Consider the following 22,371-nt stretch of genomic DNA (forward strand, 5'->3'; position numbering starts at 1 on the left):
CGGCTGCATTTTTCCTGCCTACACTCGACTTATTGTTAAGCGATGTGGATGTCAAAAATGATTAGCGGCGTGTTGTATGCCCTGCTGGCTGGGCTGATGTGGGGATTAATTTTTGTTGGGCCGCTGATCGTACCGGAATATCCGGCGGTATTGCAGTCGATGGGGCGCTATCTGGCGCTGGGGCTAATAGCGTTGCCGATTGCCTGGCTGGGGCGTGTGCGCTTGCGTCAGTTGACGCGCAAAGACTGGGTCACTGCGCTGGCGCTAACGATGATGGGTAATCTGATTTATTACGTTTGCCTGGCAAGCGCTATCCAGCGCACTGGCGCGCCGGTTTCAACGATGATTATTGGTACATTGCCGGTTGTGATCCCAGTCTTCGCTAACCTGCTCTACAGCCAGCGCGACGGCAAATTATCATGGTGGCGTCTGTCGCCTGCGCTGGTGCTGATTGGTATCGGTCTGCTGTGCGTGAATATCTCGGAGCTGAATCAAGGCTTACCCTACTTTAGCGGCTGGCGTTATGGTTCTGGAATCGCGCTGGCGCTGATCTCGGTAGTGTGTTGGGCGTGGTATGCGCTGCGTAATGCCCGCTGGCTGCGCGAGAATCCAGATAAGCACCCGATGATGTGGGCGACGGCCCAGGCACTGGTAACGTTGCCTGTTTCTCTGCTCGGTTATATTGCAGCCTGCCTGTGGCTGAACGGGCAAACGCCGGACTTTGCCCTGCCCTTCGGCCCGCGTCCGGGCGTGTTTATCGGCCTGATGATAGCGATTGCGGTATTGTGTTCGTGGGTTGGCGCACTGTGCTGGAACGTCGCCAGCCAAAAATTGCCGACGGTGATCCTCGGCCCGCTGATTGTCTTCGAAACGCTGGCTGGCCTGGTGTACACCTTTATCCTGCGCCAGGAATTTCCGCCACTGCTGACGGTAAGCGGCATTGCGCTGCTGATTGTTGGGGTGGTGATAGCCGTCAGAGCCAAACCACAGAAACCAAGCGTCGTCGTGGTTCCACAATCATAATGGCCCGGACGGCGCTGCGCTAATCCGACCTACAAGGTATTATTTTGTAGGCCGGAGTAGACGTTAAACTTTAAACACCGCTACGGTCTGATTCAGTCGTGCTGCCTGCTCTTCGAGCGCGGCGGCGGCGGAAGCGGACTCCTCCACCAGCGAGGCGTTTTGCTGCGTCACGCGATCCATCTCGGCAACCGCCTGACCTACCTGATCGATACCCCGGCTCTGTTCATCAGAAGCCGAGGCTATCTCGCCCATGATGTCGGTCACACGGGTCACGGCGCTCACAATTTCCGCCATCGTTTCACCCGCTTCATGCACCAGCGCCGTACCGGCACTCACCCGATTCCCCGAGTCATCAATCAGCGCCTTAATCTCTTTCGCCGCCTGAGCGCTACGCTGTGCCAGTGTACGGACCTCGCCAGCGACCACGGCAAACCCACGCCCCTGCTCGCCCGCACGCGCCGCTTCTACTGCCGCGTTCAGCGCCAGAATATTGGTCTGGAAGGCAATGCCGTCGATAACATTGGTAATTTGCGCGATTTTGCTGGAACTGGTGGCGATTTCATCCATCGTACGCACCACGCCATCAACCACGGTTCCGCCTTTCTGCGCCGTCTGTGAGGCATTTTTTGCCAGACTGGTCGCCTGACGCGCGTTATCCGCGTTCTGTTTCACGGTAGCGGTGAGTTGTTCCATACTGGCAGCAGTCTCTTCCAGAGAGGCGGCCTGCTGCTCGGTACGTGAAGAGAGATCGTTACTGCCGGCGGCAATTTCACCTGCGCCGGTATAGATGGTGTCAGCCCCGTCACGCACCACGCTGACTGTGTTCGCCAGCGCCTGCTGCATGTCGCGAACGTTGACTGCCAGCAGCGCCATCTCATTGCTGCCATCGGCGTTGATGCTGTGCGTCAAATCACCCGCAGCAATGTGGCGAATATGCCCCATCACTTCGTGGAGAGGCTTGAGCAGCACTCGCTGCATCGCCAGCCAGCTCGCGATAATCACGGTGACAACAATCAGCATCACGGCAGACAGCAGCCAGATTATCTTCTGGTAATCACTCTCATTGTCCTGCACCCCGGCAGTGGCCAGCGCCGTTTGCGCGCTACGCCATTCCCGATAGACTTCCTGCATGGCCGTTTGCTTTTGCTCGGCATTCTGCTTGAACATCTCTTCCAGCTTACCTTCAGCCAGCAGCGCGTTCATTTTAGCCAGCGTCGCAGAATAGATGCCGTACTGCTCTTCCAGTCGATCGGCCAGATGTTCATCAAGCCCCGGCGTTTCCGGCAGGGCGTAGTATTTATCGTAATGCTCTTTCGATTCGGCTAACAGGCGATTTGCCGTGTTCACCAGTTCCTTCAACTGACCGCCGTTAATCTCGCTGGCCATCGTTCCCTGTAAACGCAACATGCCCCGGTTGAGCGTGACGCGAGCCTGGTTCAGGCTAATCCACGCATCGGTAAACTCGGCCACGTTCTGGCTGGAAAGCTGAGAGACGTTAAAGTTTTGCTTATCGTTATTGAGCGCGCCAATAAAGACGCCCGCGGAGATGAGCTGCATCGCGCCCAGGGCGAGTAACACGGTGATAAGTAGGGTTATCACTTTGATTCGTTTAAACATCTGTAGCCTTTTATTATGCAGGTATTGTCTGAGGTCTAACTATCGGCAGCGGCGTGCGCTTATTTAATCCTGTCGCGCGGCTTTTTTCGCCATCCCTCTCCTTTCTAATAAGATTCAGCACCTTAACGAAACAAGAAATTTTCGTGACATTCCTCACAAAACACCCCACCCCGAAAGGGTTATATCCTTCGCCATAAGTTGCATTTAAAATACATCTTATATTATTGAGAATGAGGTAACGGCAATGTCTTATCGCGATCAACCTTTAGGTGAACTGGCGCTCTCTATTCCTCGCGCTTCGGCCCTGTTTCGTAAATACGATATGGATTACTGCTGCGGCGGTAAGCAAACGCTAGCACGCGCTGCTGCGCGTAAAGAGCTGGATTTAGACGTTATTGAGGCACAGCTCGCGCAGTTGGCTGAACAGCCGCTGGAGAAAGATTGGCGTACCGTGGCACTGGCAGAAATCATCGATCATATCATCGTGCGTTATCACGACAGACACCGCGAACAGCTACCGGAACTGATCCTGCAGGCCACGAAAGTTGAACGCGTTCACGCAGATAAACCGAACGTACCACGCGGTCTGGCGAAAAACCTGACCATGCTGCATGAAGAGCTGTCCAGCCATATGATGAAAGAAGAGCAGATCCTGTTCCCGATGATCAAACAGGGCATGGGTAGCCAGGCGATGGGACCAATCAGCGTGATGGAAAGCGAACATGACGATGCCGGTGAACTGGTCGAAGTGATCAAACACATCACCCATAACGTGACGCCGCCGCCAGAAGCCTGCACCACCTGGAAAGCCATGTATAACGGCATTAACGAGATGATCGACGACTTGATGGAACACATCAGTCTGGAAAATAATGTGTTGTTCCCGCGAGCTCTCGCCGGGGAGTAAAGATATCGCCGGATAGCGCTAACGCGTTTCCGGCCTACGGAATTCAGGCCCGGTAAGCACCGCGCTACCGGGCACTAAAATTAACGCATACCTGCCATACGTTTCTTACCGATAAACAACCAACCCAGACCCAGCGCGATGAACCACAGCGGCGTCACGATCAGCGCCTGACGGGTATCATCTTCCAGCGTCAGCAGTACCAGTACGAAGACGAAGAACGCCATACATACCCAGCACATCAGCTTGCCTAGCGGCATCTTGTAGATTGATTTTTCATGCAGGTGCGGACGCTGCTTGCGGTACACCAGGTACGAGCAAAGAATGATGGTCCAGACGAACATGAACAAAATCGCCGACACGGTGGTGATCATGGTGAACGCGCCAATCACGCTCGGGTTCACGTAAAGCATCACCACGCCGCCCAGCAGACAGATACAGGAGAAGGTTAAACCTTTCGCCGGAACTGCGCGTTTAGACAGTTTGGCAAATGCTTTAGGCGCTACGCCTTCCTGTGCCAGGCCGAACAGCATACGGCTGGTAGAGAACACGCCACTGTTTGCGGAAGAGGCAGCTGAAGTCAGCACCACAAAGTTGATCAGGCTCGCCGCGGCAGGCAGACCGACCAGCACAAACAGTTCAACGAATGGGCTCTTGGTTGGCACTACCGAGCTCCACGGTGTTACGGACATAATCACGATCAGCGCAAAAACGTAGAACATGATGATACGGATCGGAATCGAGTTAATGGCGCGCGGCAGAGATTTCTCTGGGTCCTTGGTTTCCGCTGCGGTCGTTCCCACCAGCTCAATACCCACAAACGCGAACACGGCTATCTGGAAGCCAGCAAAGAAGCCGCTCAGACCTTTCGGGAACCAGCCACCGTCATTCCACAGATGCGTGAACGATGCCTGAACGCCGGTTGGCGACTGGAAGTGCGTCAACACCATCACCAGACCAACGACAATCAGGCCGATGATGGCGACGATTTTGATCATCGCAAACCAGAACTCCATCTCACCGAACATTTTTACAGTGGCAAGGTTGAGGCTCAGCAGCAGCACGATCACCGCCAGCGAGGCGACCCAGTCTGAAAGTTCGGGGAACCAGAATTGCGCATACGCCGTAATGGCGACAACGTCTGCCATCCCGGTAACAACCCAGCAGAACCAGTAAGTCCAGCCGGTAAAATACCCGGCCCATGGCCCGAGCAGGTCAGAGGCGAAATCACTAAAAGATTTGTACTCCAGATTCGAGAGCAGCAATTCACCCATTGCACGCATCACGAAAAACAGCATAAAACCGATGATCATATACACAAAGATGATCGACGGTCCGGCGAGGCTGATGGTTTTACCAGAGCCCATAAACAGGCCGGTACCAATAGCACCACCAATGGCAATAAGTTGAATATGACGGTTTGTGAGATTGCGCCGTAGCGACTGTTCAGACGAAGCCTCATCAGCGGCGTCGACTTTTACCTGATCTACCATGTTTTTTCTTCCTGTACCTGTCTGTGTTGTTCAGGCTCTACGGCCTTTAGTGTGTCTATGATACGACGTTCCTGATTATCAGGACTCATCGATATTAGGTAAGAATTGGCGGGATGAATACTAAGATTTAGATATAATGTTAATTTAATGTTTAAAGTGAGTGTCATATCACTCTGATAGCGCGAATCAGCTCACAAAAATACACGCTAACGAGGCATTTGCAAAATAAAATATCGACAACCACGTAACTATAGCTTTTCACGCTATTTTTTTGTTCCCCCCGGCCTCGGAGGGAACAGAAGTCACTGCTTACAGGATCTCAAGCAGCTCAACGTCGAACACCAGCGTGCTGAACGGAGGAATGGACGCGCCAGCGCCACGCTCGCCGTAAGCCAGTTCCTGAGGAATAGTCAGTTCCCATTTGGAACCTACCGGCATCAGGGTCAGCGCTTCAATCCAGCCAGGGATCACGCCGTTAACCGGGAATTCAGCCGGTTCGCCGCGTGCGACAGAGCTGTCAAACACGGTACCGTCGATCAGTTTACCGGTGTAGTGCACGCGAACGCGGTCAGTACGCGCTGGAATAGCACCTTCGCCCTGAGTCAGAACACGGAACTGCAAACCGGATTCAGTGCTGTTCACACCGTCTTTCTCACGGTTTTCTTCCAGATATTTGACGCCATCAGCCGCCATAGCCTGGAAACGCTCGCGACGTACTGCATCAGCGCGTTCGTGGATTTCACGCAGTGCGCGATGCACAACATCAACCGGCACTGCCGGGTGCTTACCTTCCAGCGCGTCAGCGATACCCGCTACCAGCGCTTCAGGCAACAGTCCTTCCAGTCCGGATTCGCTCAGCTGTTGTCCTACCTGCAAACCAATGCCGTAGCTTGCTTGCGCTTCGATAGTGTCAAAAGTCGGGTTAGCCATCATATTTCCTTTCATCGGATGTAAAGTAGCGGGCAGCATATCAGCCATGCCGCATCCGGTAAAACTTTGTCTCGGGAACAGATGACAAATCGCGAGGAAACATAAACAATAGGAATACCCCGCGTTGACGTCACGAAAGCGGGTAATATGACGAACATCATAGCATTAGCCATCTATACTCTATGATCGAGGAACGAGACGCGGAGCAGGAGGAAAGCCATGCCCGGGCGCTTTGAATTAAAACCAACCCTGGCGAAAATCTGGCATGCACCGGACAATTTTCGCATTATGGATCCGCTACCGCCTATGCACCGACGCGGCATTATAATTGCTGCTATCGTGCTGGTGATAGGCTTCCTGCTGCCCTCCAGTGACACCAGCGATGCCCCTGTGGTTACGCGTACTGCCCAGCTGGATTTACAGTCACAGTCGCAGCCGCCGACCGAAGCTCAACTGCAGGCACAGTTGGTCGCCCCGCAAAACGATCCGGGCCAGGTCGCTCCGCTTGCGCCTGAGCCAATCCAGGAAGGAGAACCAGACGCGCAGCCGCAGGCTCAGCAATCTCAGCCGCAGACGCAACCTTTCCAACAGGATAGTGGAATTGAGCAGCAGTGGCGCTCCTATCGCGTAGACTCGGGCAAAACGCTGGCGCAGGTATTCCGTGACCATAACCTCCCGCCAACCGATGTATACGCAATGGCGCAGGTTGAAGGTGCCGGAAAACCGCTGAGCAACCTGAAAGACGGCCAGATGGTACAAATCAGGCAGAATGCCAACGGCGTGGTAACGGGATTAACCATTGATACCGGTAATGGTCAGCAGGTACTGTTTACTCGACAACCTAACGGCAGTTTTATTCGCGCCCGTTAACCGGCACACCTGTGTACCTGATAAACACAGCGCATCAGACATTAAGGTGAAGCGTCAGCGCTTCACCTTGTTCACCCACCAGATCCCGGAACAGACCAGCACCAGCGCCAGCGCATATTTCCATTCGAGAATGTTTTCGCCGAGGAATATCGCCGACAGAACCGCCCCCGAAACCGGGATCAGGAAGTTAAACGGCGCAATCATCCCCACGCGGTTATGCTTGAGCAGAATACTCCACAACGCAAAAGCGACCGAAGAGAGTAACGTCAGGTAGCCCAGAATCGCCACTGAAGACGCGCCGTGTACGGTCAGCGTGCCACCAAAAGCGTAGCCGCCGATAACCAGCGCCAGACCGCCGACACCCAACTGATATCCTGTCATTACCGTCGGGTCTACCGTCTGAGAAATGCGTTTACCGTATAACGTGGCGGCAGAAAGAATAAAGGCCGCCATCACCACTGAACCGTCCCCTAACAAGCTGAAGCTAAAATCCAGTCCGCTGCTAAAGTTCACCACCATTACGCCGGTAAAGCCCAGGATACAGCCCAGCACTTTGTTGTAGCTCAGCTTGTCGTTCTGATAGATAAAATGGGCCAGCAGCACGCTGAAGAAGGTGCCGGTCGCGTTCATGATCGACCCCTTCACCCCCGTCGTGAACGCCAGGCCAATATAGAAGAAGATGTATTGCAGCGAGGTTTGCGTCAGTCCCAACAGCGTGAGCTGACCGTACTGACGCGGGCTTAACCGGCCAATCGGTTTACGCTGCGCCACCGCCAGCAATAGCAGCAATAATCCAGCAAACAGGAAGCGATAGCCGGCAAAGACAATTTTTGAGGGAATGTCATCCGTGGCAATCTGGAAGATCTCATATCCGCTTTTGATCGCCGGATAGGCGCTCCCCCACAGCAGACAGCAAAACGCTGCGCTCAGGTAGACAACATTTTTACGCGCAAACAGAGGTTGGTGCGTTGGTTCCATTCCATCACCACTTTGAAATAATGTTTTATTTTTATGATTATCCCGAAAAGGATAAAGAATAGCCAGAGCGAAAAGCGGAGGGAACAGAAAAGCAAAACGCCGACACAAGGCCGGCGCTTTTACGCGGTAATCAGAATAAAAACTTATTCTGCAACTACGTTTACAGTCAGCTTAGCAAACACTTCGCTGTGAACCTGGAAGCTCACTTCGTGCTCACCAGTGGTACGCAGAACGCCGTTCGGCAGACGAACTTCGCTCTTAGCTACTTCAACGCCAGCTGCAGTTACAGCGTCAGCGATGTCGCGAGTACCGATGGAACCGAACAGTTTACCTTCGTCGCCAGCTTTAGACGCGATGGTTACGGTTTCCAGTGCGTTGATTTTCTCAGCACGAGCTTCAGCAGCAGACAGAACGTCAGCCAGTTTAGCTTCCAGCTCAGCGCGACGCGCTTCGAAAAATTCAACGTTTTTCTTGGTAGCAGGAACAGCTTTACCCTGTGGTACCAGGAAGTTACGAGCATAGCCCGCTTTAACGTTAACCTGATCACCCAGGCTACCCAGGTTTGCTACTTTATCAAGCAGAATAACTTGCATTACCTTATCCTCTCAAAGTCGTATTAATGGACCGTGACCGATTACTGATGACGATCAGTGTACGGCAGCAGGGACAGGTAGCGAGCGCGTTTGATAGCGCGAGCCAGCTGACGCTGGTATTTTGCACGGGTACCGGTGATACGGCTTGGGACAATCTTACCGCTTTCGGTGATGTAGTTTTTCAGCGTAGCGATATCTTTATAGTCGATCTCTTGAACGCCTTCCGCGGTGAAACGGCAGAACTTGCGACGACGGAAATAACGTGCCATATGGCTAGTCTCCAGAATCTATCAATTCAATCTGCTCGGCATGCAGAACCATTTTGCTCAGGCCGTTCTTTGCCTTGTGGCAAGAGATGAACCCCTGAACGGTCACTGCGCTACCGACCGTTATACTGTGAGTAATGGCCTGGTTTTCGTGTCCGCTAATAATAACGGGCATTTGGCACCACGCCTGCCGGTGAAACCCGGCTTCCTCCTGCACAGAACGATGCTCAAGCACGAACTGGCAATGAGGAATTCCTGATGGACTGACCTTTCGAAGGGGAGCCCTGCACACGGTGCCGGACAACGCCAGACGGTTGGTCATCAGAAATTACTCTTCAGAATCCCCAGCTTCAGCATCATCTGCGGTTTCGTTAGCGAAATCATCGCGACGTTCACGACGCTCGTCTTTCGCTTTAACCATCGGAGATGCTTCGGTAACAGCGTGTTTAGTACGCATAACCATGCTGCGGATAACGGCATCGTTGAAGCGGAAGGTAGTTTCCAGCTCATCGATCACTTCCTGCGGCGCTTCAACGTTCAGCAGAACGTAGTGAGCTTTGTGCAGTTTGTTGATCGGGTAAGCCAGCTGACGGCGGCCCCAGTCTTCCAGACGGTGGATCGTGCCTTCTGCACCAGTGATGGCAGCAGTGTAGCGTTCGATCATACCCGGAACCTGTTCGCTCTGGTCAGGATGGACCATAAAAACGATTTCGTAATGACGCATCGAATTGCTCCTTACGGATTATTCAGCCTCCTGTCTGGGTCAGCCGAGGCCCGGGGAGGCAAGGAACGTGTTAAAGGTCGGCTGAAAAATTGACGCGTCATAATACTGGCGCCTGCCACTAAACTCAAGGTAATTGTACGATTATTTATCATGTCGCCATTAATACATATCCAGCAGCATTTTGACGCTGATGCAAATGGAGACAATGACAATCATGGGTCGGATAACTTTCTTGCCGCGCGTTAGTACGACCGTCGCGCCAAGACGTGCGCCGAGGGACTGCCCGGCAAACATCACCAGCCCCAGCGACCAGATCATTTTACCGCCAAAAATGAAGAACAAAATCGAGGCGATGTTGGACGCCAGGTTAATAAAATTCGAGTGAATTTGCGCCTTATCGATGCTGTATCCCCACAGCAGGATATAGCTGAGGGTATAAAAGGAGCCAGCCCCGGCACCGAGAAAACCGTCATAAAAGCCAACGCATCCCCCGCCGATCAACGAGAAGAGAAACAGGGATACTTGCTGCTTTCTTTTCGGTTCGCTGAGATTTGGCGCAAAAATAAAGTAGATAGCGACCGCGATAATCAGGATCGGGAGCAGTTTCTTCAGTAGTTCCGGTTCAATGAACTGGATAAGCGTCGTTCCCATCGCAGAACCGATAAAGGCAGATAAAAACACATACTTGTGCTCCTGCACGTTGATATGCCCCCGGCGTAAAAAATAAATCCCGGAGGTCAGCGAGCTGCCCAGCGCCTGAATTTTATTGGTTGCCAGCGCATTCGCCGGGGGTAAACCAGAAATTAACAGTGCGCCAATCGAGAGAAAACCACCGCCGCCCGACACCACGTTAATAAAGCCTGCCACCAGCGCGACCATAAACATAATCACAAAGTAGCTGAAATCCATGAATGAAGTATCCATAAGTTTTTGCCTTATTATCATAAAGTTATATTAATTATCCGGCTCACTATAAACGGCGTACTCACCCGATTAAATTGACTATTTGGTAAGTGCTTATGCGCGAAAGACAGGTATTTTTCACCGCAGCGGTACACACCAGCGGCCTGTTAATAAAAGAAAAGATGGCTATGCGGTAATTTTTTGAACAACTGCATCAGAAATGGTCGCTATCGACTGCGCCGGTAGCGGTTAAAATTACATCAGAAGCTAATCACTCACAGGAGAGAGGCAACCAGAGACCGCAGTCGAGGAGGTACATATGCGAGCCCGTGTTTTGACCCTTCTGGCTATGCTTTTGCTTAGTGCAAATGCAACGGCAGCCATCAAAATTGACAATCATCAGGCCAGGAATATGGATGATGTGCAGAGCTTAGGCGTCATTTACATAAATCATAACTTCGCCACTGAAAGTGAAGCCACTCAGGCCCTGAATGAAGAGACCGATGCGCAAGGCGCAACCTACTACCACGTGATCCTCACCAGGGAACCCGGTAGTAACGGAAATATGCACGCCAGTGCAGATATTTACCGCTAGCACCAGAAATAACCAACGAGAACATTGCCGCAGTTTAATTTGCCCCCATCACAGGGGGCTTTTTTTGCAAAAAAGTCCTACAGCCAGATCAATAACATCCCCTGAATGATTGGGCTCCAGGACTTAGTCGTTACTTCTGTCCGTAATAGGCGTTTGGGCCGTGCTTACGCATGAAATGCTTATTCATCAGATAACTGTCTATGGGGCTAAGAGCCGGATTAATGCCACGCGCAATCCATGCCATTTTTGCCACTTCCTCCATCACCACGGCGTTATGTACCGCATCGTGAGCATCCTTGCCCCAGGCAAACGGGCCATGCTGGTACACCACTACGCCAGGCGTATGCAAAGGTTCCACCTCCCCCAGCGTTTCGACAATCACCTTGCCGGTATTTTGCTCATACTCGCCCTGAACTTCAGCTTCAGTTAACGCCCTGGTGCAGGGAATATCGCCAAAGAAGTAATCCGCATGCGTCGTGCCAAGCGAGGGAATTGCCAGACCCGCCTGCGCCCATGCCGTCGCGTGCGTTGAGTGGGTGTGCACCACGCCGCCGAGAGAAGAATAGCAGCGATACAGCACCAGATGGGTGGCGGTATCAGAAGAAGGACGATAGCGCCCTTCCACTACGTTGCCGGCCAGATCCACAACCACCATGTCATCTACCTGCATCGTTTGGTAGTCGACGCCGCTAGGCTTAATCACCACCAGCCCGCACTCGCGGTCAATGGCGCTGACGTTCCCCCAGGTGAACGTCACCAGCCCGTAGCGCGGCAAATCCATATTGGCCTCAAAAACCTGCTGTTTAAGTTTTTGCATTACACCGCCTCCACCAGACCTGCGCTGGCCATTCGCGCCTTCACCCAGTCGCGCGCCTTCGCGACTTCACGTGCCGGGTCGTCCGACGTTTCACTCCACATCTCAATCAGGTATGGTCCGCAGTACCCACTCTGTTTGAGCGTCGCAAAACAACGTTCGAACTCAACAACCCCTTCACCAAACGGCACATTTTTGAATACACCGGGTTTGGTATCCTTCACGTGTACGGCAACGATATGACCCATCCCAGCCTGCAGCTCCATCTGCACGTCGTTATCCCACGCCGACAAATTGCCAATATCGGGATACAACTGGAACCACGGATTGTTGAGATAGTGGGCATAACCCAGTGCCTTGCTGATCGAATTCATCAGCGGATAATCCATGATTTCCATCGCCAGCGTCACCTGCGCGCGGCTCGCCATCTCCACGCTCTCTTTCAGCCCATCGCGAAACCGACGACGCGTTTCGTTATTGGCCTGCTGGTAATAGACGTCGTAACCCGCCAGTTGAATAACGCGAATACCGATATCCTGCGCAAACTGAATGGCTTTACGCATGATCTCCAGCCCCTGTTCGCGCACCGCATCATCTTCACTGCCAAGCGGGAAACGACGATGAGCGCTCAGGCACATGGACGGTACGCGTATCCCTGTCTCAGCGATAGCGGCCACCAGCGCCAGTCGCTGCTCGCGGCGCCAGTCAAGACGCGCCAGGCGAGCGTCGGTTTCATCAACCGATATTTCGACAAAATCAAAGCCCAGTTCCTTCGCCAGCTGCAAGCGTTCCAGCCAGCACTCCCCGCCGGGGAGCGCTTTTTCATAGATACCGAGCGGGACCTGTTTCGACAACATAGTCGCTCCTTATCCCCACAGTTGGGCGATGGAACGTTTGAACTGACGCGCAGCGTCTACCGGAGAGGCGGCATCGCGAATACTACGTCCGGCAATAAAGACGTGGATAGGGATCCCCTGGAACAGCGGCAGATCCTCCAGCGCCAGGCCGCCGGTGACGGTGACCTTAAAGCCCATATCAGACAAGCGTTTGATGGCGCTGATATCAGCCTCTCCCCACGCCACACCCGCCGCCTGCGCGTCACGGCTGCGGTGATATACCACTTGCCCAATGCCCGCGTCACGCCACTCCTGCGCCTGCTCCCAGGTCCAGTAACCAGTCAGTTCAATCTGCACGTCGCCATTAAATTCTTTCGCCACCTCCAGCGCCCCCCTGGTGGTGTTGATATCCGCGCAGCAGATGACGGTAACCCAGTCAGCATTGGCTTCGAAACACATGCGCGAGAGGATTTTACCCGCGTCGGCGATTTTGGCATCCGCCAGCACAATTTTATGCGGATAAAGCGCCTTCAGATCGCGTACGGCGCGCACCCCCTCTGCCACGCAAAGAATCGTGCCCACCTCAATGATATCGACCTCTTCGGCAATCAGACGCGTCGTTTCATAGGCGGAAGACATTGATTGGTTATCCAGCGCAACCTGCAACATAGGTAATGACATTTTGGTATCCTTTTAAACAGCCGCCGCAGTGGCGTTATCAATTAAATCCAGCACTTCCTGCGCGGTACGGCAGGCACGTAAACGGTCGAAATTGGCTTCGTCGTCAAAGAGATTCACGATCTGCATGATGCCGACTTCCTGATGTGTGTTGGCGTCTACTGCCGCCATGGTGATCAGGATGTCGACCGGGTCGTTATCTTCGTGGTTAAACACCAGCGGTGTTTTCAGCGTCACCAGCGCAAAACCGGTTTTCTTGACCCCTTCCTCCGGACGGCCGTGCGGCATCGCCAGGCCGGGCGCAATCACGAAATACGGGCCGAACTGTTCGACTCCGTCGAGGATGGCCTGGTAGTAGCGTGGTTCAACCACATCAGCCTTAACCAGCAGATCCACGCTCAGCTTTACCGCTTCCTGCCAGGAACTGGCCTCGGCCTGTAAAAGGATGGCGTTATTGTCTGCCAGCGAATCACGTAATTTCATAGGCCGCCTCCTTACTTCACGTCCTGAGGGAAATGCGCGTTGATCACTTCCAGCAGTTTTGGTCCAAAATCGGCGGGAGACAGCATGTTGCGTACGCCAACAACATATTTATTGCCTGATACGGTAATCTCACCGGCGATATGGGTAGAAGCGATGATGATATCCGCGCCGCTCAGTTCACTTTTGTATTCGCCTACTGCGCAACTGTTTACCGTATGGTCAATATTTGACTGGGTTAAAAACTGATCCACCTTCATCTTCATGATCATGGAACTCCCCTGCCCATTGCCACATACAGCCAAAATACGTACGGTCATAATCGGAACTCCTTATTAAGCAGAGTGTTCTGCCAGTTGTTTTTCTGCGTCTTCCTCAGCGCGCAAGGTGCGTCCTGCGAAAAACATATAAGCCAGTGCAATCAGAATAATGACGGCCATAAACACGATGCCGATGGAGGCAAAGCCCTGCATCATCGGCGGCGCCAGAATTGACCAGTCCGCCATGCCCATCCAGGCGCTCATCCCGGTGAGCTTCACCGCCCAGACGCAGCCGAAGATTTCGATCATCCCCATCACCAAGCAAATCTTGAGCGCCGCGCGCCAGCCGCCAAAGTGGTTAGCAAACACGCCGATAGTCGCGTTCGAGAAGAACATCGGAATAAAGCCAGGGATAATCAGAATAGAAGAGCCGCAACCCACCAGGATGCCCACCGCAATCAGTTGGCCGATGGTGCCCCACATAAAGCCCCAGACCACCGCGTTGGGCGCAAAGCTATAAATCGCCGCGCAGTCGATAGCCAGCACTGCACCCGGGATCAGACGTTGAGAGATACCGTTGAACGCTTCTGAAAGCTCAGCAACGAACATACGTACGCCCTGAGTGATGATGAAAATAGCGACGGCAAACGAAAAACCGGTCTGCAGGATATAGACCGTCCAGTGAGTTTTACCCGCCATCGCCTGAACTACATCAATGCCGAAAGAGAGCAGGATCGCGCCGAAGAAGAGGGTCATAACAATCGCGGTAGAAACGATGTTGTCATGGAAGATATTCAGCCAGCCCGGCAGCTTCAGATCTTCAACACTCTCCTCTTTCTTACCCAGATAAGGCGCGACTTTGTAGGCAATCCATGAAGCGAACTGCTGCTGGTGACCGATGGAGAAACCGCAGCCGTCGGTCACTTCCTGCGTCGGCTTGTACATCATATTGGAAGTAATGCCCCAGTAGAGGGACACCAGCACCGCGGTGCAGATGATGGTGGTCCACATCGGGTAACCAAAGATGTAGAGAGAGACGGCAATCAGGCCCGCCTGCTGGAACATAATGTGGCCGGTCAGCATGATGGTGCGAATGCCGGTAATACGCCGTAGCAGTACGTAACAAATATTCAGCGCCAGCGCCAACAACACCGCATAACCCACCCAACTATAGGCATCGCCCATACGTTCGATGGTTGCCATCATGGAGGCATAGGTATCGGAAATCGCACCATTGATACCGTAAACTTCGGACATCTTTGCCACCACCGGTTTAAACGTGCTGGTCAGAATGCCCGATCCCGCTTGCAGCAACATAAAACCGATAATCGTTTTGATCGTGCCTTTGATAATAACGCTGACGCTTTTACGCAGCAGGATGTAACCAAGACAGGTCACAATACCCAACAGCAAGGGCGCGTTGGTCATAACCTGATTAAAAAAGACGGTAAAGATGTTGTAGAGGATCTCCATAACGATCTCCAGTAGACGAAGTTGCTGAACATTCATTACAGATGCCCAGGATGTTGTGCCCTCACTCTAATTTTCAAAAGTAATCACAACAAGATTGAATTTGATTAAATGTGATGCAGTACGCAAATAATTCACACACTTGCAGAGTGGCTTTACTTCTAATTAATCACCTCCAAAATAAACTCTATTAAAACAATAAAATACAAAACAAACACTCAAGTAAACCATCCTGTCACGCTGTGATTTGCTCACATTTCCCCGCTGAACACCAAAAATCAACGCATTGCCTTCTTGAAAAAATGATGTCAATATCAATCAAAACAAATCATAAATTGACTTAATCTGAATAAATATGAAGGTAAATGCGATGAGTAAAGTAAAAAGCATCACGCGTGAATCATGGATCCTGAGCACATTCCCGGAGTGGGGAAGTTGGCTGAATGAAGAGATCGAACAGGAGCAGGTCGCCCCGGGCACATTCGCTATGTGGTGGCTTGGCTGTACCGGCATCTGGCTGAAGTCGGAAGGCGGGACGAACATTTGCGTCGATTTCTGGTGCGGAACGGGTAAACAGAGTCACGGTAACCCGCTAATGAAAACCGGCCACCAGATGCAACGCATGGCTGGGGTGAAGAAACTGCAGCCAAACCTGCGCACCACGCCGTTTGTTCTTGATCCGTTTGCAATTCGACAGATCGATGCGGTGCTGGCGACACACGATCATAACGATCACATCGACGTGAATGTCGCGGCCGCCGTCATGCAAAACTGCGCCGATGACGTGCCATTTATCGGGCCGCAAACCTGTGTGGATCTGTGGATGGGTTGGGGTGTGCCAAAAGAGCGCTGCATCGTGGTAAAACCAGGCGATGTGGTGAAAGTGAAAGATATTGAAATTCATGCGCTTGACGCGTTTGATCGTACGGCATTAATCACGCTGCCTGCCGATCAAAAAGCGGCAGGTGTGCTGCCGGATGGTATGGATGCACGTGCGGTAAACTACCTGTTCAAAACACCGGGCGGTACGCTGTACCACAGCGGAGACTCGCACTACTCTAACTACTACGCAAAGCATGGCAACGAGCACCAGATCGACGTTGCGCTCGGCTCCTATGGTGAGAATCCGCGCGGGATTACGGACAAAATGACCAGCTCCGACATGCTGCGCATGGCGGAAGCGTTGAATACGAAAGTGGTGATCCCTTTCCATCATGACATCTGGTCAAACTTCCAAGCCGACCCTCAGGAGATCCGCGTACTGTGGGAGATGAAAAAAGATCGACTGAAGTATGGCTTTAAGCCGTTTATCTGGCAGGTGGGCGGTAAGTTCACCTGGCCGCTGGACAAAGATAACTTTGAATATCACTATCCGCGCGGCTTTGATGACTGCTTCACGATTGAACCGGATCTGCCGTTTAAATCCTTCTTGTGACCCCTACAAAATGCCGGGCTATTCCGGCATTTTTTCCCATTTACTTTAGTATTTCCAGGCTATTTCAAATATCATCTTTTCAAATCAATTTGTATCGGAATAGCTCATGACTGAAGCACAAAGACATCAAATATTGCTGGATATGCTGGCGCAGTTGGGCTTTGTTACCGTTGAGAACGTGATTGAGCGTCTGGGGATTTCACCAGCCACAGCACGCCGGGACATCAATAAACTCGACGAAAGCGGCAAACTCAAGAAAGTCCGCAATGGCGCAGAAGCCATCACCCAGCAACGTCCGCGCTGGACACCTATGAATCTGCATCAGGCGCAGAACCACGATGAAAAAGTTCGTATTGCCAAGGCAGCATCCCAGCTTGTAAATGCGGGTGAAAGCGTGGTGATCAACTGCGGATCAACCGCCTTCCTGCTTGGTCGTGAAATGTGCGGCAAGCCGGTGCAGATCATCACCAATTATCTGCCGCTGGCGAACTATCTGATCGACCAGGAGCATGACAGCGTGATCATCATGGGAGGGCAATACAACAAAAGCCAGTCCATCACGCTTAGTCCGCAAGGCAGCGAAAATAGCCTGTATGCCGGACACTGGATGTTTACCAGCGGTAAAGGGTTGACCGCGGACGGACTGTATAAAACCGATATGCTAACCGCGATGGCTGAGCAGAAGATGCTTAACGTAGTGGGTAAACTGGTGGTGCTGGTCGATAGCAGTAAGGTCGGTGAACGCGCGGGGATGCTGTTCAGTCGCGCCGATCAAATCGATATGCTCATTACCGGCAAAAATGCTAACCCTGAGATTCTGCAACAACTTGAAGCTCAGGGCGTAAGCATCGTGCGCGTTTAAAGGTGCTGGCGAAAAAACGTTACCGTCGCAGCCAGCGCCTCTGGCGTGATGCGGTGGCGTACGCCCGCTTCCCACAGGCAGGTTAAATTGTTATCCAGCCCTGCCTGAATCAGCGCCTGCTGTAAGCGGAAGGTTTCAACCGCGGGCACCACATCGTCCTCCTGTCCATGCCACAACAGCAACGGTCTGTCGGCCAGGCGTTGTAGCTGATGCGTAACGTCCCATTCGGCGAGCGGTGCGATAATGGCATCGAACTCTGCCTGCTGCTCTGGCGTCTGGACCCGTAAAGGGGGAAAAAGCGTCTGTGCAAGACGGGTAAAATAGCCCGAACCCATCAGGCTGGCTACACATTTAACCTCGGGATGGCGGGTCATAATGCCCAACGCCGTCATGCCTCCCATCGACGCCCCCGCAACAGCAAGTCTTTCATCTGATAGCCAATTTTCCGCCACCAGCGCCGCACGTAACGTCGTAAACTCCTGCATGTTTTGCTGCAATATATGCCAGAAGCGAAACATTCGATCCTGAGCATCACCGTTGAAGCGGGCACCATGGTCAGGCGCATCGGGCATGACAACCCGGAATCCGGCCTGAGCCAGAGCAACGGCAAAATAGCTATAAACCAGACTTGAAGATGTAAACCCGTGATAGAAAATAATGCAAGGGAGTGAACACTCGCGTTTACCAGCCGGAACGGCGTGCAGGACAGGGATACCAGCCAACTGTCGTGTTTCAATTTCGATCATTTGTCGCCTCTTTTTTTCTGGTATGCCATGCAGCAATACTTAACGCAAGCGAATGTGTTCGGCAATGATTCATAATGTTGAGAACTGGGTTACGCTTTCGCAACATTTTCATTCGAAAATCGCGTGAGAGATAACACTTCGGGAACATTCCCCTAAAGGGAAATTGATAAGGCACTACACTATGGCTATCAGGAAACGAGATAGAGTTATGCGTCGGTTTGCCTCTTTATTGCTGGTGATGCTTTTAAGCGCCTGTAGCGTGCTACAGGGAACGCCGCAACCCGCACCGCCCGTTGCCGACCACCCGCAGGAGATCCGCCGTGACCAGAGTAATGGGTTACAGCGAATAGGAACGGTCAGCGCGCTGGTAAGAGGCTCTCCGGATGATGCGCTGGCAGAGATCCGTGACAAAGCCGTCGCGGCTAAAGCTGATTACTACGTGGTTTTATTAGTGGATGAAACCATCGTGACAGGCCAATGGTATTCACAGGCTATTTTGTATCGTAAATAACATTGGGTTGGAATTTAGTCAGCTTTACATTGCTTTGCGCCGCTATGCGTTTACCTGTGCACAATAAACCAACAGCAGGAAGCTTGAGGTTTATGATCGCGATGGAATGCCCTGCCGTGTGTAGGGGTACGAATAATGGAGCTGACGATGAAACAATCACTTGCCTTATCCTCACTGCTGCTTTCTGCCGGACTGGTAGGTACTACGGCGCAGTCTGCCGAGTTCGCCAGTGCTGACTGCGTTACAGGCCTGAACGAAATTGGCCTGATATCTGTCAGTAACATTGCAGGGAATCCGCAGGATGTAGAACGAGTAGTCGCGTTAAAAGCGGATGAACAGGGTGCCTCATGGTATCGGATCATTCAGATGTACGAAGACCAGCAGCCCGACAACTGGCGCGTACAGGCCATACTCTATGCTTAACAGATTGCCGGATGGCGTAAACTTATCCGGCCTACATTGAATGTAGGCATGATAAGGCGCGCCAGCGTCGCCATCAGGCATATTATTACCGTAATCCCCCCGTTGCCCGCAGGAGCAAGTCGTTCAGCACCTGCTCGGACAATCGTAGTCCACCACGCGTATCGAGCATCATTTGACACCAGGCCTGCGCCACTGGCGGAGAGGCATAGCGCAACATCTGCGCCCCGCAACCGAGCAGGAAAAGCTGCTGTGTAATCTCCCGTCCCAACTCCTCGCTGGGTTTACGTAAACGCTGCTGTAGTTGACGTACCATTCGATCGTAATGTCGGTCTTGCCCTTTTACCTCAGCAAAGGCTTCGCTGAGCATATCGTATATGCCGGGTTGTTTTGTCAGCACCCGCAATACATCGAGGCACATAATGTTGCCAGAGCCCTCCCAGATACTGTTTACCGGCATCTCACGATACAGGCGCGGCAATTCACTCTCCTCGCAGTAGCCAATCCCGCCGAGCACTTCCATCGCCTCTGCAACAAACGGCATACCGGCCTTGCAAACAGAGAATTTCGCTGCTGGTGTGAACAACCTGGCCCACAGAGATTCTTTGGCATCAACGCGACGGTCCCAGGCCCGCGCCAGTCGGAACAGTAACGCCGTCTGACCTTCCAGTTGGAGCGCCATCCGACCTAATACCTGGCGCATCATCGGTTGTTCGATCAATGGCTTGCCAAAAACCTGTCGCTGATGCGCATGGTAAATCGCGACGGAAAAAGCACGTCGCATCATGCCATGACTGCCGAGCGCACAGTCAAAACGCGTCATCCCGCCCATTTTCAGGATATGACGTATACCTTCCCCTTCTTCACCCAATAGCCAGCCAATCGCATCATGGAATTCAACCTCGCAGCTGGCGTTGGAGCGATTGCCTAACTTATCTTTCAGCCGCTCCAGACGAATAGCATTACGCTGCCCGTCGGGTAAAAATCGCGGTACAAAAAAGCAGGATAAACCTCCCTTTGCCTGAGCCAGCACCAGATGGGCATCGCTTTGCGGCACGGAGAAAAACCACTTATGTCCCACCAGCCGATACGAGCCGTCTGTAAGACGTTCTGCCTGAGTGGTATTGCTCAGCACATCTGACCCCCCCTGCTTCTCGGTCATTCCCATGCCGATCAATAACCCACGCTTTTGCCCTCCTGGCAGTAAATGCGAGTCATAACGGTCGCTTAGCAGCGGCGTAAACCAGTCGTGAAAGGGGGTAGGTAACATCTGAAGTAACAACGGCGTGGCGGCAAAAGTCATGGTAACCGGACACAACGTGCCCGCTTCCACCTGCGCATGCAGCATGAAACGGGCCGCCCGGGCAACAAATGATCCCTGCCTCGCGTCTTCTTCCCAGGCCAGATTATGTACGCGATTGGCGCACAATCCCTGCATCAGTAAATGCCAGGCAGGATGAAAACGCACATCATCCAGCCGCTGACCCTGCGAGTCGTAGCGCAACAACTCGGGTGGAAAAGCATTGGCCAGACGGCCAAGCTCGAGCGACTCGGCAGTCCCTAGCTGCTGACCAATACTGGCGAGAAGATCGCTATCCCAGCCAGCGCCTTCACGGATAACCGCTTCACACAGCGCGCCATCGGACAGATATAAGTTGCTGTTATTGAGCGGTACAGGTTGGTTAAAAACGGTATAGGTTTGCCAGTGCATTGTGTCTCCCTCCGTCAATGGCCGTCACCTTAAGTATGGTCAGAACCACATTATTCGCGACGGAGGGAGATCACAAAAGCACGGTTAGCCCGCAATATAGTGAGGAACAAAGCGAGAAGTATCTTTCGTGATCAACGTATTATCTTCGCGGATCCCCATGCCACACGCTTCATCATCCACGATCCAACTGCCAATCAGCGTATAGCTATCACCAAAACGCGGTAGCGCCTGAAATGCCTGATAGATCATCGGCTCTTCGGCGTAGTCGCCCTCAGCGTGTTCGACGATATGTTGCTGACCATCAAAAATGGTGACGTTTCCCCCTTCACGGGAGAATATGGGTTTACGCACATAGCTTTCACCCTGCGCTATTTGCGGTACTTCTCCGTCGAACCAAGCTGGCAGTAGGTTGGGATGATTGGGGAAAAAACGCCACAGCAATGGCATCAACCCTTTATTACTGAGCACACTTTTCCACAACGGTTCAACCCACTGCTCGCGACGATGGCAAAGCAAGGGACCATTTTCATCTCGCATCATCCATTCCAGGGGATAGAGCTTAAAAGCGCGACGAATCACATTGTCATCCAGGTCCGTGAGCACACCGCCGACGCCAAGCCCCAGTTCTTCAATATACATAAACCGCGATTCTTGCCCTGCCTGCTGCGCGCAATCCTGTAAATACAGCACGGTAGTGCGATCTTCATCGGTATCTTCACAGCAGCAGAAGTAGAAGGGTTCCTGGCTATAAAGTTCAGCAAAACGGGATATAAGCCGTTCCTGAATGGCATTATACTGGTCGGCATCGCGTGGGATAACGCCGTTACGACGCGCATCTTCCAGCCATAGCCACTGAAAATACGCCGACTCATAGAGCGACGTTGGCGTATCAGCATTGTATTCCAGCAGCTTGACCGGGGAGTTATTTCCGCACCAGACAAAATCCATGCGGCCGTACAGAGAGGGATCACGATTGCGCCAGCTTTCGGCAATAACGTCCCAGTACAGCGGCGGGATCGCCAGTTGCTGCATAATCTGTTCGTCGTTAACTGCTCGTTCGACAACGTCCAGACACATCTGGTGCAGTTCCGCAGTGGGCTTTTCGATCTGCTCTTCCACTTGCCGAAGCGTAAAGCGGTATGCCCGGCTCTCATCCCAATAAATCTCATTGTCGATGATATGAAAATCAAAACCGTGATCGTAAGCGATCCGGTTCAGATCCCGGCGTATAGGGACATCATGTCGCAGCATC

The 22,371-nt window shown here is 52.6% G+C and carries 26 protein-coding genes; 8 read left to right on the forward strand and 18 right to left on the reverse strand.

Going from position 1 to position 22,371, the window contains the following annotated elements:
• The first annotated feature begins 57 nt into the window (after positions 1-57).
• The gene (locus tag OGV65_RS19620) at positions 58-1,023 is read left to right on the forward strand and encodes a DMT family transporter (RefSeq protein WP_286455364.1); all 966 of its coding nucleotides are present in this window, start codon (positions 58-60) and stop codon (positions 1,021-1,023) included.
• Positions 1,024-1,086: 63 nt separating this feature from the next.
• Here the strand turns inward: OGV65_RS19620 and OGV65_RS19625 are convergent, their stop codons facing one another.
• Positions 1,087-2,640: a methyl-accepting chemotaxis protein gene (locus tag OGV65_RS19625; protein ID WP_286455355.1), complete on the reverse strand. Its 1,554-nt coding sequence runs from the start codon at positions 2,638-2,640 to the stop codon at positions 1,087-1,089.
• A 244-nt stretch (positions 2,641-2,884) separates the two neighbouring features.
• Between OGV65_RS19625 and ytfE the strand changes: the two genes are divergently transcribed.
• Complete coding sequence (gene ytfE, locus OGV65_RS19630) at positions 2,885-3,547, forward strand: iron-sulfur cluster repair protein YtfE (RefSeq protein ID WP_003025690.1); 663 nt, start codon at positions 2,885-2,887, stop codon at positions 3,545-3,547.
• A gap of 80 nt (positions 3,548-3,627) precedes the next feature.
• Here ytfE and cycA read toward each other — a convergent pair whose 3' ends face one another.
• A complete protein-coding gene (cycA, locus tag OGV65_RS19635; protein ID WP_259687546.1) occupies positions 3,628-5,037 on the reverse strand; it encodes a D-serine/D-alanine/glycine transporter in 1,410 nt (469 codons plus the stop codon).
• A gap of 309 nt (positions 5,038-5,346) precedes the next feature.
• The gene (bamJ, locus tag OGV65_RS19640; RefSeq protein WP_029139741.1) at positions 5,347-5,967 is read right to left on the reverse strand and encodes a BamJ family beta-barrel-assembly machinery protein; all 621 of its coding nucleotides are present in this window, start codon (positions 5,965-5,967) and stop codon (positions 5,347-5,349) included.
• A gap of 219 nt (positions 5,968-6,186) precedes the next feature.
• Here bamJ and OGV65_RS19645 point away from each other — a divergent pair, with 219 nt between their 5' ends.
• A complete protein-coding gene (locus OGV65_RS19645) occupies positions 6,187-6,837 on the forward strand; it encodes a LysM-like peptidoglycan-binding domain-containing protein (RefSeq protein WP_016151435.1) in 651 nt (216 codons plus the stop codon).
• Positions 6,838-6,891: 54 nt separating this feature from the next.
• Here OGV65_RS19645 and OGV65_RS19650 read toward each other — a convergent pair whose 3' ends face one another.
• The 6 genes from OGV65_RS19650 to OGV65_RS19675 all read right to left on the reverse strand — a co-directional run bounded on the left by OGV65_RS19650 (position 6,892) and on the right by OGV65_RS19675 (position 10,322).
• Positions 6,892-7,815: a DMT family transporter gene (locus OGV65_RS19650; protein WP_019078212.1), complete on the reverse strand. Its 924-nt coding sequence runs from the start codon at positions 7,813-7,815 to the stop codon at positions 6,892-6,894.
• A 143-nt stretch (positions 7,816-7,958) separates the two neighbouring features.
• Entirely contained in the window at positions 7,959-8,408 is a 450-nt protein-coding gene (gene rplI, locus OGV65_RS19655) for a 50S ribosomal protein L9 (RefSeq protein WP_003025676.1), read from the reverse strand.
• Between the two features lie 41 nt (positions 8,409-8,449).
• The gene (rpsR, locus tag OGV65_RS19660) at positions 8,450-8,677 is read right to left on the reverse strand and encodes a 30S ribosomal protein S18 (RefSeq protein ID WP_000135199.1); all 228 of its coding nucleotides are present in this window, start codon (positions 8,675-8,677) and stop codon (positions 8,450-8,452) included.
• 4 nt (positions 8,678-8,681) lie between these two features.
• Positions 8,682-8,996, reverse strand: a complete 315-nt coding sequence (gene priB, locus OGV65_RS19665; RefSeq protein ID WP_003025674.1) for a primosomal replication protein N — start codon at positions 8,994-8,996, stop codon at positions 8,682-8,684.
• 6 nt (positions 8,997-9,002) lie between these two features.
• Positions 9,003-9,398, reverse strand: coding sequence for a 30S ribosomal protein S6 (rpsF, locus tag OGV65_RS19670; RefSeq protein ID WP_016151433.1), 396 nt, complete (start codon positions 9,396-9,398; stop codon positions 9,003-9,005).
• Between the two features lie 159 nt (positions 9,399-9,557).
• A complete protein-coding gene (locus OGV65_RS19675; RefSeq protein WP_200108319.1) occupies positions 9,558-10,322 on the reverse strand; it encodes a TSUP family transporter in 765 nt (254 codons plus the stop codon).
• A 298-nt stretch (positions 10,323-10,620) separates the two neighbouring features.
• Here OGV65_RS19675 and yjfY point away from each other — a divergent pair, with 298 nt between their 5' ends.
• On the forward strand, positions 10,621-10,896 hold the full coding sequence (yjfY, locus tag OGV65_RS19680) for a DUF1471 family protein YjfY (protein WP_016155520.1): 276 nt from the start codon (positions 10,621-10,623) through the stop codon (positions 10,894-10,896).
• A gap of 130 nt (positions 10,897-11,026) precedes the next feature.
• Here the strand turns inward: yjfY and OGV65_RS19685 are convergent, their stop codons facing one another.
• The 6 genes from OGV65_RS19685 to ulaA are packed head-to-tail and all read right to left on the reverse strand — an operon-like array spanning position 11,027 to position 15,437.
• Positions 11,027-11,713 carry an L-ribulose-5-phosphate 4-epimerase gene (locus OGV65_RS19685; RefSeq protein WP_286455356.1) on the reverse strand — a complete coding sequence of 229 codons (687 nt, stop codon included), beginning with the start codon at positions 11,711-11,713 and terminating at the stop codon, positions 11,027-11,029.
• On the reverse strand, positions 11,713-12,567 hold the full coding sequence (locus OGV65_RS19690) for an L-ribulose-5-phosphate 3-epimerase (RefSeq protein ID WP_094761022.1): 855 nt from the start codon (positions 12,565-12,567) through the stop codon (positions 11,713-11,715). The genes OGV65_RS19685 and OGV65_RS19690 overlap by 1 nt, the downstream gene beginning before the upstream one ends.
• Before the next feature lie 9 nt (positions 12,568-12,576).
• Positions 12,577-13,227: a 3-keto-L-gulonate-6-phosphate decarboxylase UlaD gene (gene ulaD, locus OGV65_RS19695; protein WP_046275837.1), complete on the reverse strand. Its 651-nt coding sequence runs from the start codon at positions 13,225-13,227 to the stop codon at positions 12,577-12,579.
• Positions 13,228-13,239: 12 nt separating this feature from the next.
• Positions 13,240-13,707, reverse strand: a complete 468-nt coding sequence (gene ulaC / locus OGV65_RS19700; RefSeq protein ID WP_016151427.1) for a PTS ascorbate transporter subunit IIA — start codon at positions 13,705-13,707, stop codon at positions 13,240-13,242.
• A gap of 11 nt (positions 13,708-13,718) precedes the next feature.
• Complete coding sequence (gene ulaB / locus OGV65_RS19705; protein ID WP_016151426.1) at positions 13,719-14,024, reverse strand: PTS ascorbate transporter subunit IIB; 306 nt, start codon at positions 14,022-14,024, stop codon at positions 13,719-13,721.
• A 15-nt stretch (positions 14,025-14,039) separates the two neighbouring features.
• Complete coding sequence (gene ulaA, locus OGV65_RS19710) at positions 14,040-15,437, reverse strand: PTS ascorbate transporter subunit IIC (RefSeq protein WP_016155515.1); 1,398 nt, start codon at positions 15,435-15,437, stop codon at positions 14,040-14,042.
• 367 nt (positions 15,438-15,804) lie between these two features.
• Here ulaA and ulaG point away from each other — a divergent pair, with 367 nt between their 5' ends.
• Together ulaG and ulaR are read left to right on the forward strand one after the other, a co-directional pair.
• Positions 15,805-16,869 (forward strand): L-ascorbate 6-phosphate lactonase, encoded by a 1,065-nt coding sequence (gene ulaG / locus OGV65_RS19715; protein WP_049282114.1) that lies wholly within the window; start codon positions 15,805-15,807, stop codon positions 16,867-16,869.
• Positions 16,870-16,975: 106 nt separating this feature from the next.
• Complete coding sequence (ulaR, locus tag OGV65_RS19720; RefSeq protein WP_016151423.1) at positions 16,976-17,731, forward strand: HTH-type transcriptional regulator UlaR; 756 nt, start codon at positions 16,976-16,978, stop codon at positions 17,729-17,731.
• Here ulaR and yjfP read toward each other — a convergent pair.
• Positions 17,728-18,477: an esterase gene (gene yjfP / locus OGV65_RS19725; protein ID WP_286455357.1), complete on the reverse strand. Its 750-nt coding sequence runs from the start codon at positions 18,475-18,477 to the stop codon at positions 17,728-17,730. The genes ulaR and yjfP overlap by 4 nt on opposite strands.
• A gap of 181 nt (positions 18,478-18,658) precedes the next feature.
• Here yjfP and bsmA point away from each other — a divergent pair, with 181 nt between their 5' ends.
• Positions 18,659-18,988 carry a biofilm peroxide resistance protein BsmA gene (gene bsmA / locus OGV65_RS19730; protein WP_029139740.1) on the forward strand — a complete coding sequence of 110 codons (330 nt, stop codon included), beginning with the start codon at positions 18,659-18,661 and terminating at the stop codon, positions 18,986-18,988.
• Between the two features lie 147 nt (positions 18,989-19,135).
• Complete coding sequence (gene yjfN, locus OGV65_RS19735; RefSeq protein ID WP_016151420.1) at positions 19,136-19,411, forward strand: DUF1471 family protease activator YjfN; 276 nt, start codon at positions 19,136-19,138, stop codon at positions 19,409-19,411.
• A gap of 85 nt (positions 19,412-19,496) precedes the next feature.
• On the opposite strand, the gene OGV65_RS19740 is transcribed toward yjfN, so the two are convergent.
• Entirely contained in the window at positions 19,497-21,119 is a 1,623-nt protein-coding gene (locus OGV65_RS19740; RefSeq protein ID WP_286455358.1) for an isovaleryl-CoA dehydrogenase, read from the reverse strand.
• A gap of 84 nt (positions 21,120-21,203) precedes the next feature.
• On the reverse strand, positions 21,204-22,370 hold the full coding sequence (locus tag OGV65_RS19745; protein ID WP_149381752.1) for a glutathionylspermidine synthase family protein: 1,167 nt from the start codon (positions 22,368-22,370) through the stop codon (positions 21,204-21,206).
• Position 22,371 lies beyond the last annotated feature (1 nt).

This window comes from Citrobacter sp. Cb004, assembly GCF_030337065.1.
Lineage (GTDB): Bacteria > Pseudomonadota > Gammaproteobacteria > Enterobacterales > Enterobacteriaceae > Citrobacter > Citrobacter braakii.

Coding starts and splice junctions, on each gene's coding strand:
- OGV65_RS19620 (WP_286455364.1), top strand. CDS start 58: ATGATTAGCGGCGTGTTGTATGCCCTGCTGGCTGGGCTGATGTGGGGA.
- OGV65_RS19625 (WP_286455355.1), bottom strand. CDS start 2,640: ATGTTTAAACGAATCAAAGTGATAACCCTACTTATCACCGTGTTACTC.
- ytfE (WP_003025690.1), top strand. CDS start 2,885: ATGTCTTATCGCGATCAACCTTTAGGTGAACTGGCGCTCTCTATTCCT.
- cycA (WP_259687546.1), bottom strand. CDS start 5,037: ATGGTAGATCAGGTAAAAGTCGACGCCGCTGATGAGGCTTCGTCTGAA.
- bamJ (WP_029139741.1), bottom strand. CDS start 5,967: ATGGCTAACCCGACTTTTGACACTATCGAAGCGCAAGCAAGCTACGGC.
- OGV65_RS19645 (WP_016151435.1), top strand. CDS start 6,187: ATGCCCGGGCGCTTTGAATTAAAACCAACCCTGGCGAAAATCTGGCAT.
- OGV65_RS19650 (WP_019078212.1), bottom strand. CDS start 7,815: ATGGAACCAACGCACCAACCTCTGTTTGCGCGTAAAAATGTTGTCTAC.
- rplI (WP_003025676.1), bottom strand. CDS start 8,408: ATGCAAGTTATTCTGCTTGATAAAGTAGCAAACCTGGGTAGCCTGGGT.
- rpsR (WP_000135199.1), bottom strand. CDS start 8,677: ATGGCACGTTATTTCCGTCGTCGCAAGTTCTGCCGTTTCACCGCGGAA.
- priB (WP_003025674.1), bottom strand. CDS start 8,996: ATGACCAACCGTCTGGCGTTGTCCGGCACCGTGTGCAGGGCTCCCCTT.
- rpsF (WP_016151433.1), bottom strand. CDS start 9,398: ATGCGTCATTACGAAATCGTTTTTATGGTCCATCCTGACCAGAGCGAA.
- OGV65_RS19675 (WP_200108319.1), bottom strand. CDS start 10,322: ATGGATACTTCATTCATGGATTTCAGCTACTTTGTGATTATGTTTATG.
- yjfY (WP_016155520.1), top strand. CDS start 10,621: ATGCGAGCCCGTGTTTTGACCCTTCTGGCTATGCTTTTGCTTAGTGCA.
- OGV65_RS19685 (WP_286455356.1), bottom strand. CDS start 11,713: ATGCAAAAACTTAAACAGCAGGTTTTTGAGGCCAATATGGATTTGCCG.
- OGV65_RS19690 (WP_094761022.1), bottom strand. CDS start 12,567: ATGTTGTCGAAACAGGTCCCGCTCGGTATCTATGAAAAAGCGCTCCCC.
- ulaD (WP_046275837.1), bottom strand. CDS start 13,227: ATGTCATTACCTATGTTGCAGGTTGCGCTGGATAACCAATCAATGTCT.
- ulaC (WP_016151427.1), bottom strand. CDS start 13,707: ATGAAATTACGTGATTCGCTGGCAGACAATAACGCCATCCTTTTACAG.
- ulaB (WP_016151426.1), bottom strand. CDS start 14,024: ATGACCGTACGTATTTTGGCTGTATGTGGCAATGGGCAGGGGAGTTCC.
- ulaA (WP_016155515.1), bottom strand. CDS start 15,437: ATGGAGATCCTCTACAACATCTTTACCGTCTTTTTTAATCAGGTTATG.
- ulaG (WP_049282114.1), top strand. CDS start 15,805: ATGAGTAAAGTAAAAAGCATCACGCGTGAATCATGGATCCTGAGCACA.
- ulaR (WP_016151423.1), top strand. CDS start 16,976: ATGACTGAAGCACAAAGACATCAAATATTGCTGGATATGCTGGCGCAG.
- yjfP (WP_286455357.1), bottom strand. CDS start 18,477: ATGATCGAAATTGAAACACGACAGTTGGCTGGTATCCCTGTCCTGCAC.
- bsmA (WP_029139740.1), top strand. CDS start 18,659: ATGGCTATCAGGAAACGAGATAGAGTTATGCGTCGGTTTGCCTCTTTA.
- yjfN (WP_016151420.1), top strand. CDS start 19,136: ATGAAACAATCACTTGCCTTATCCTCACTGCTGCTTTCTGCCGGACTG.
- OGV65_RS19740 (WP_286455358.1), bottom strand. CDS start 21,119: ATGCACTGGCAAACCTATACCGTTTTTAACCAACCTGTACCGCTCAAT.
- OGV65_RS19745 (WP_149381752.1), bottom strand. CDS start 22,370: ATGCTGCGACATGATGTCCCTATACGCCGGGATCTGAACCGGATCGCT.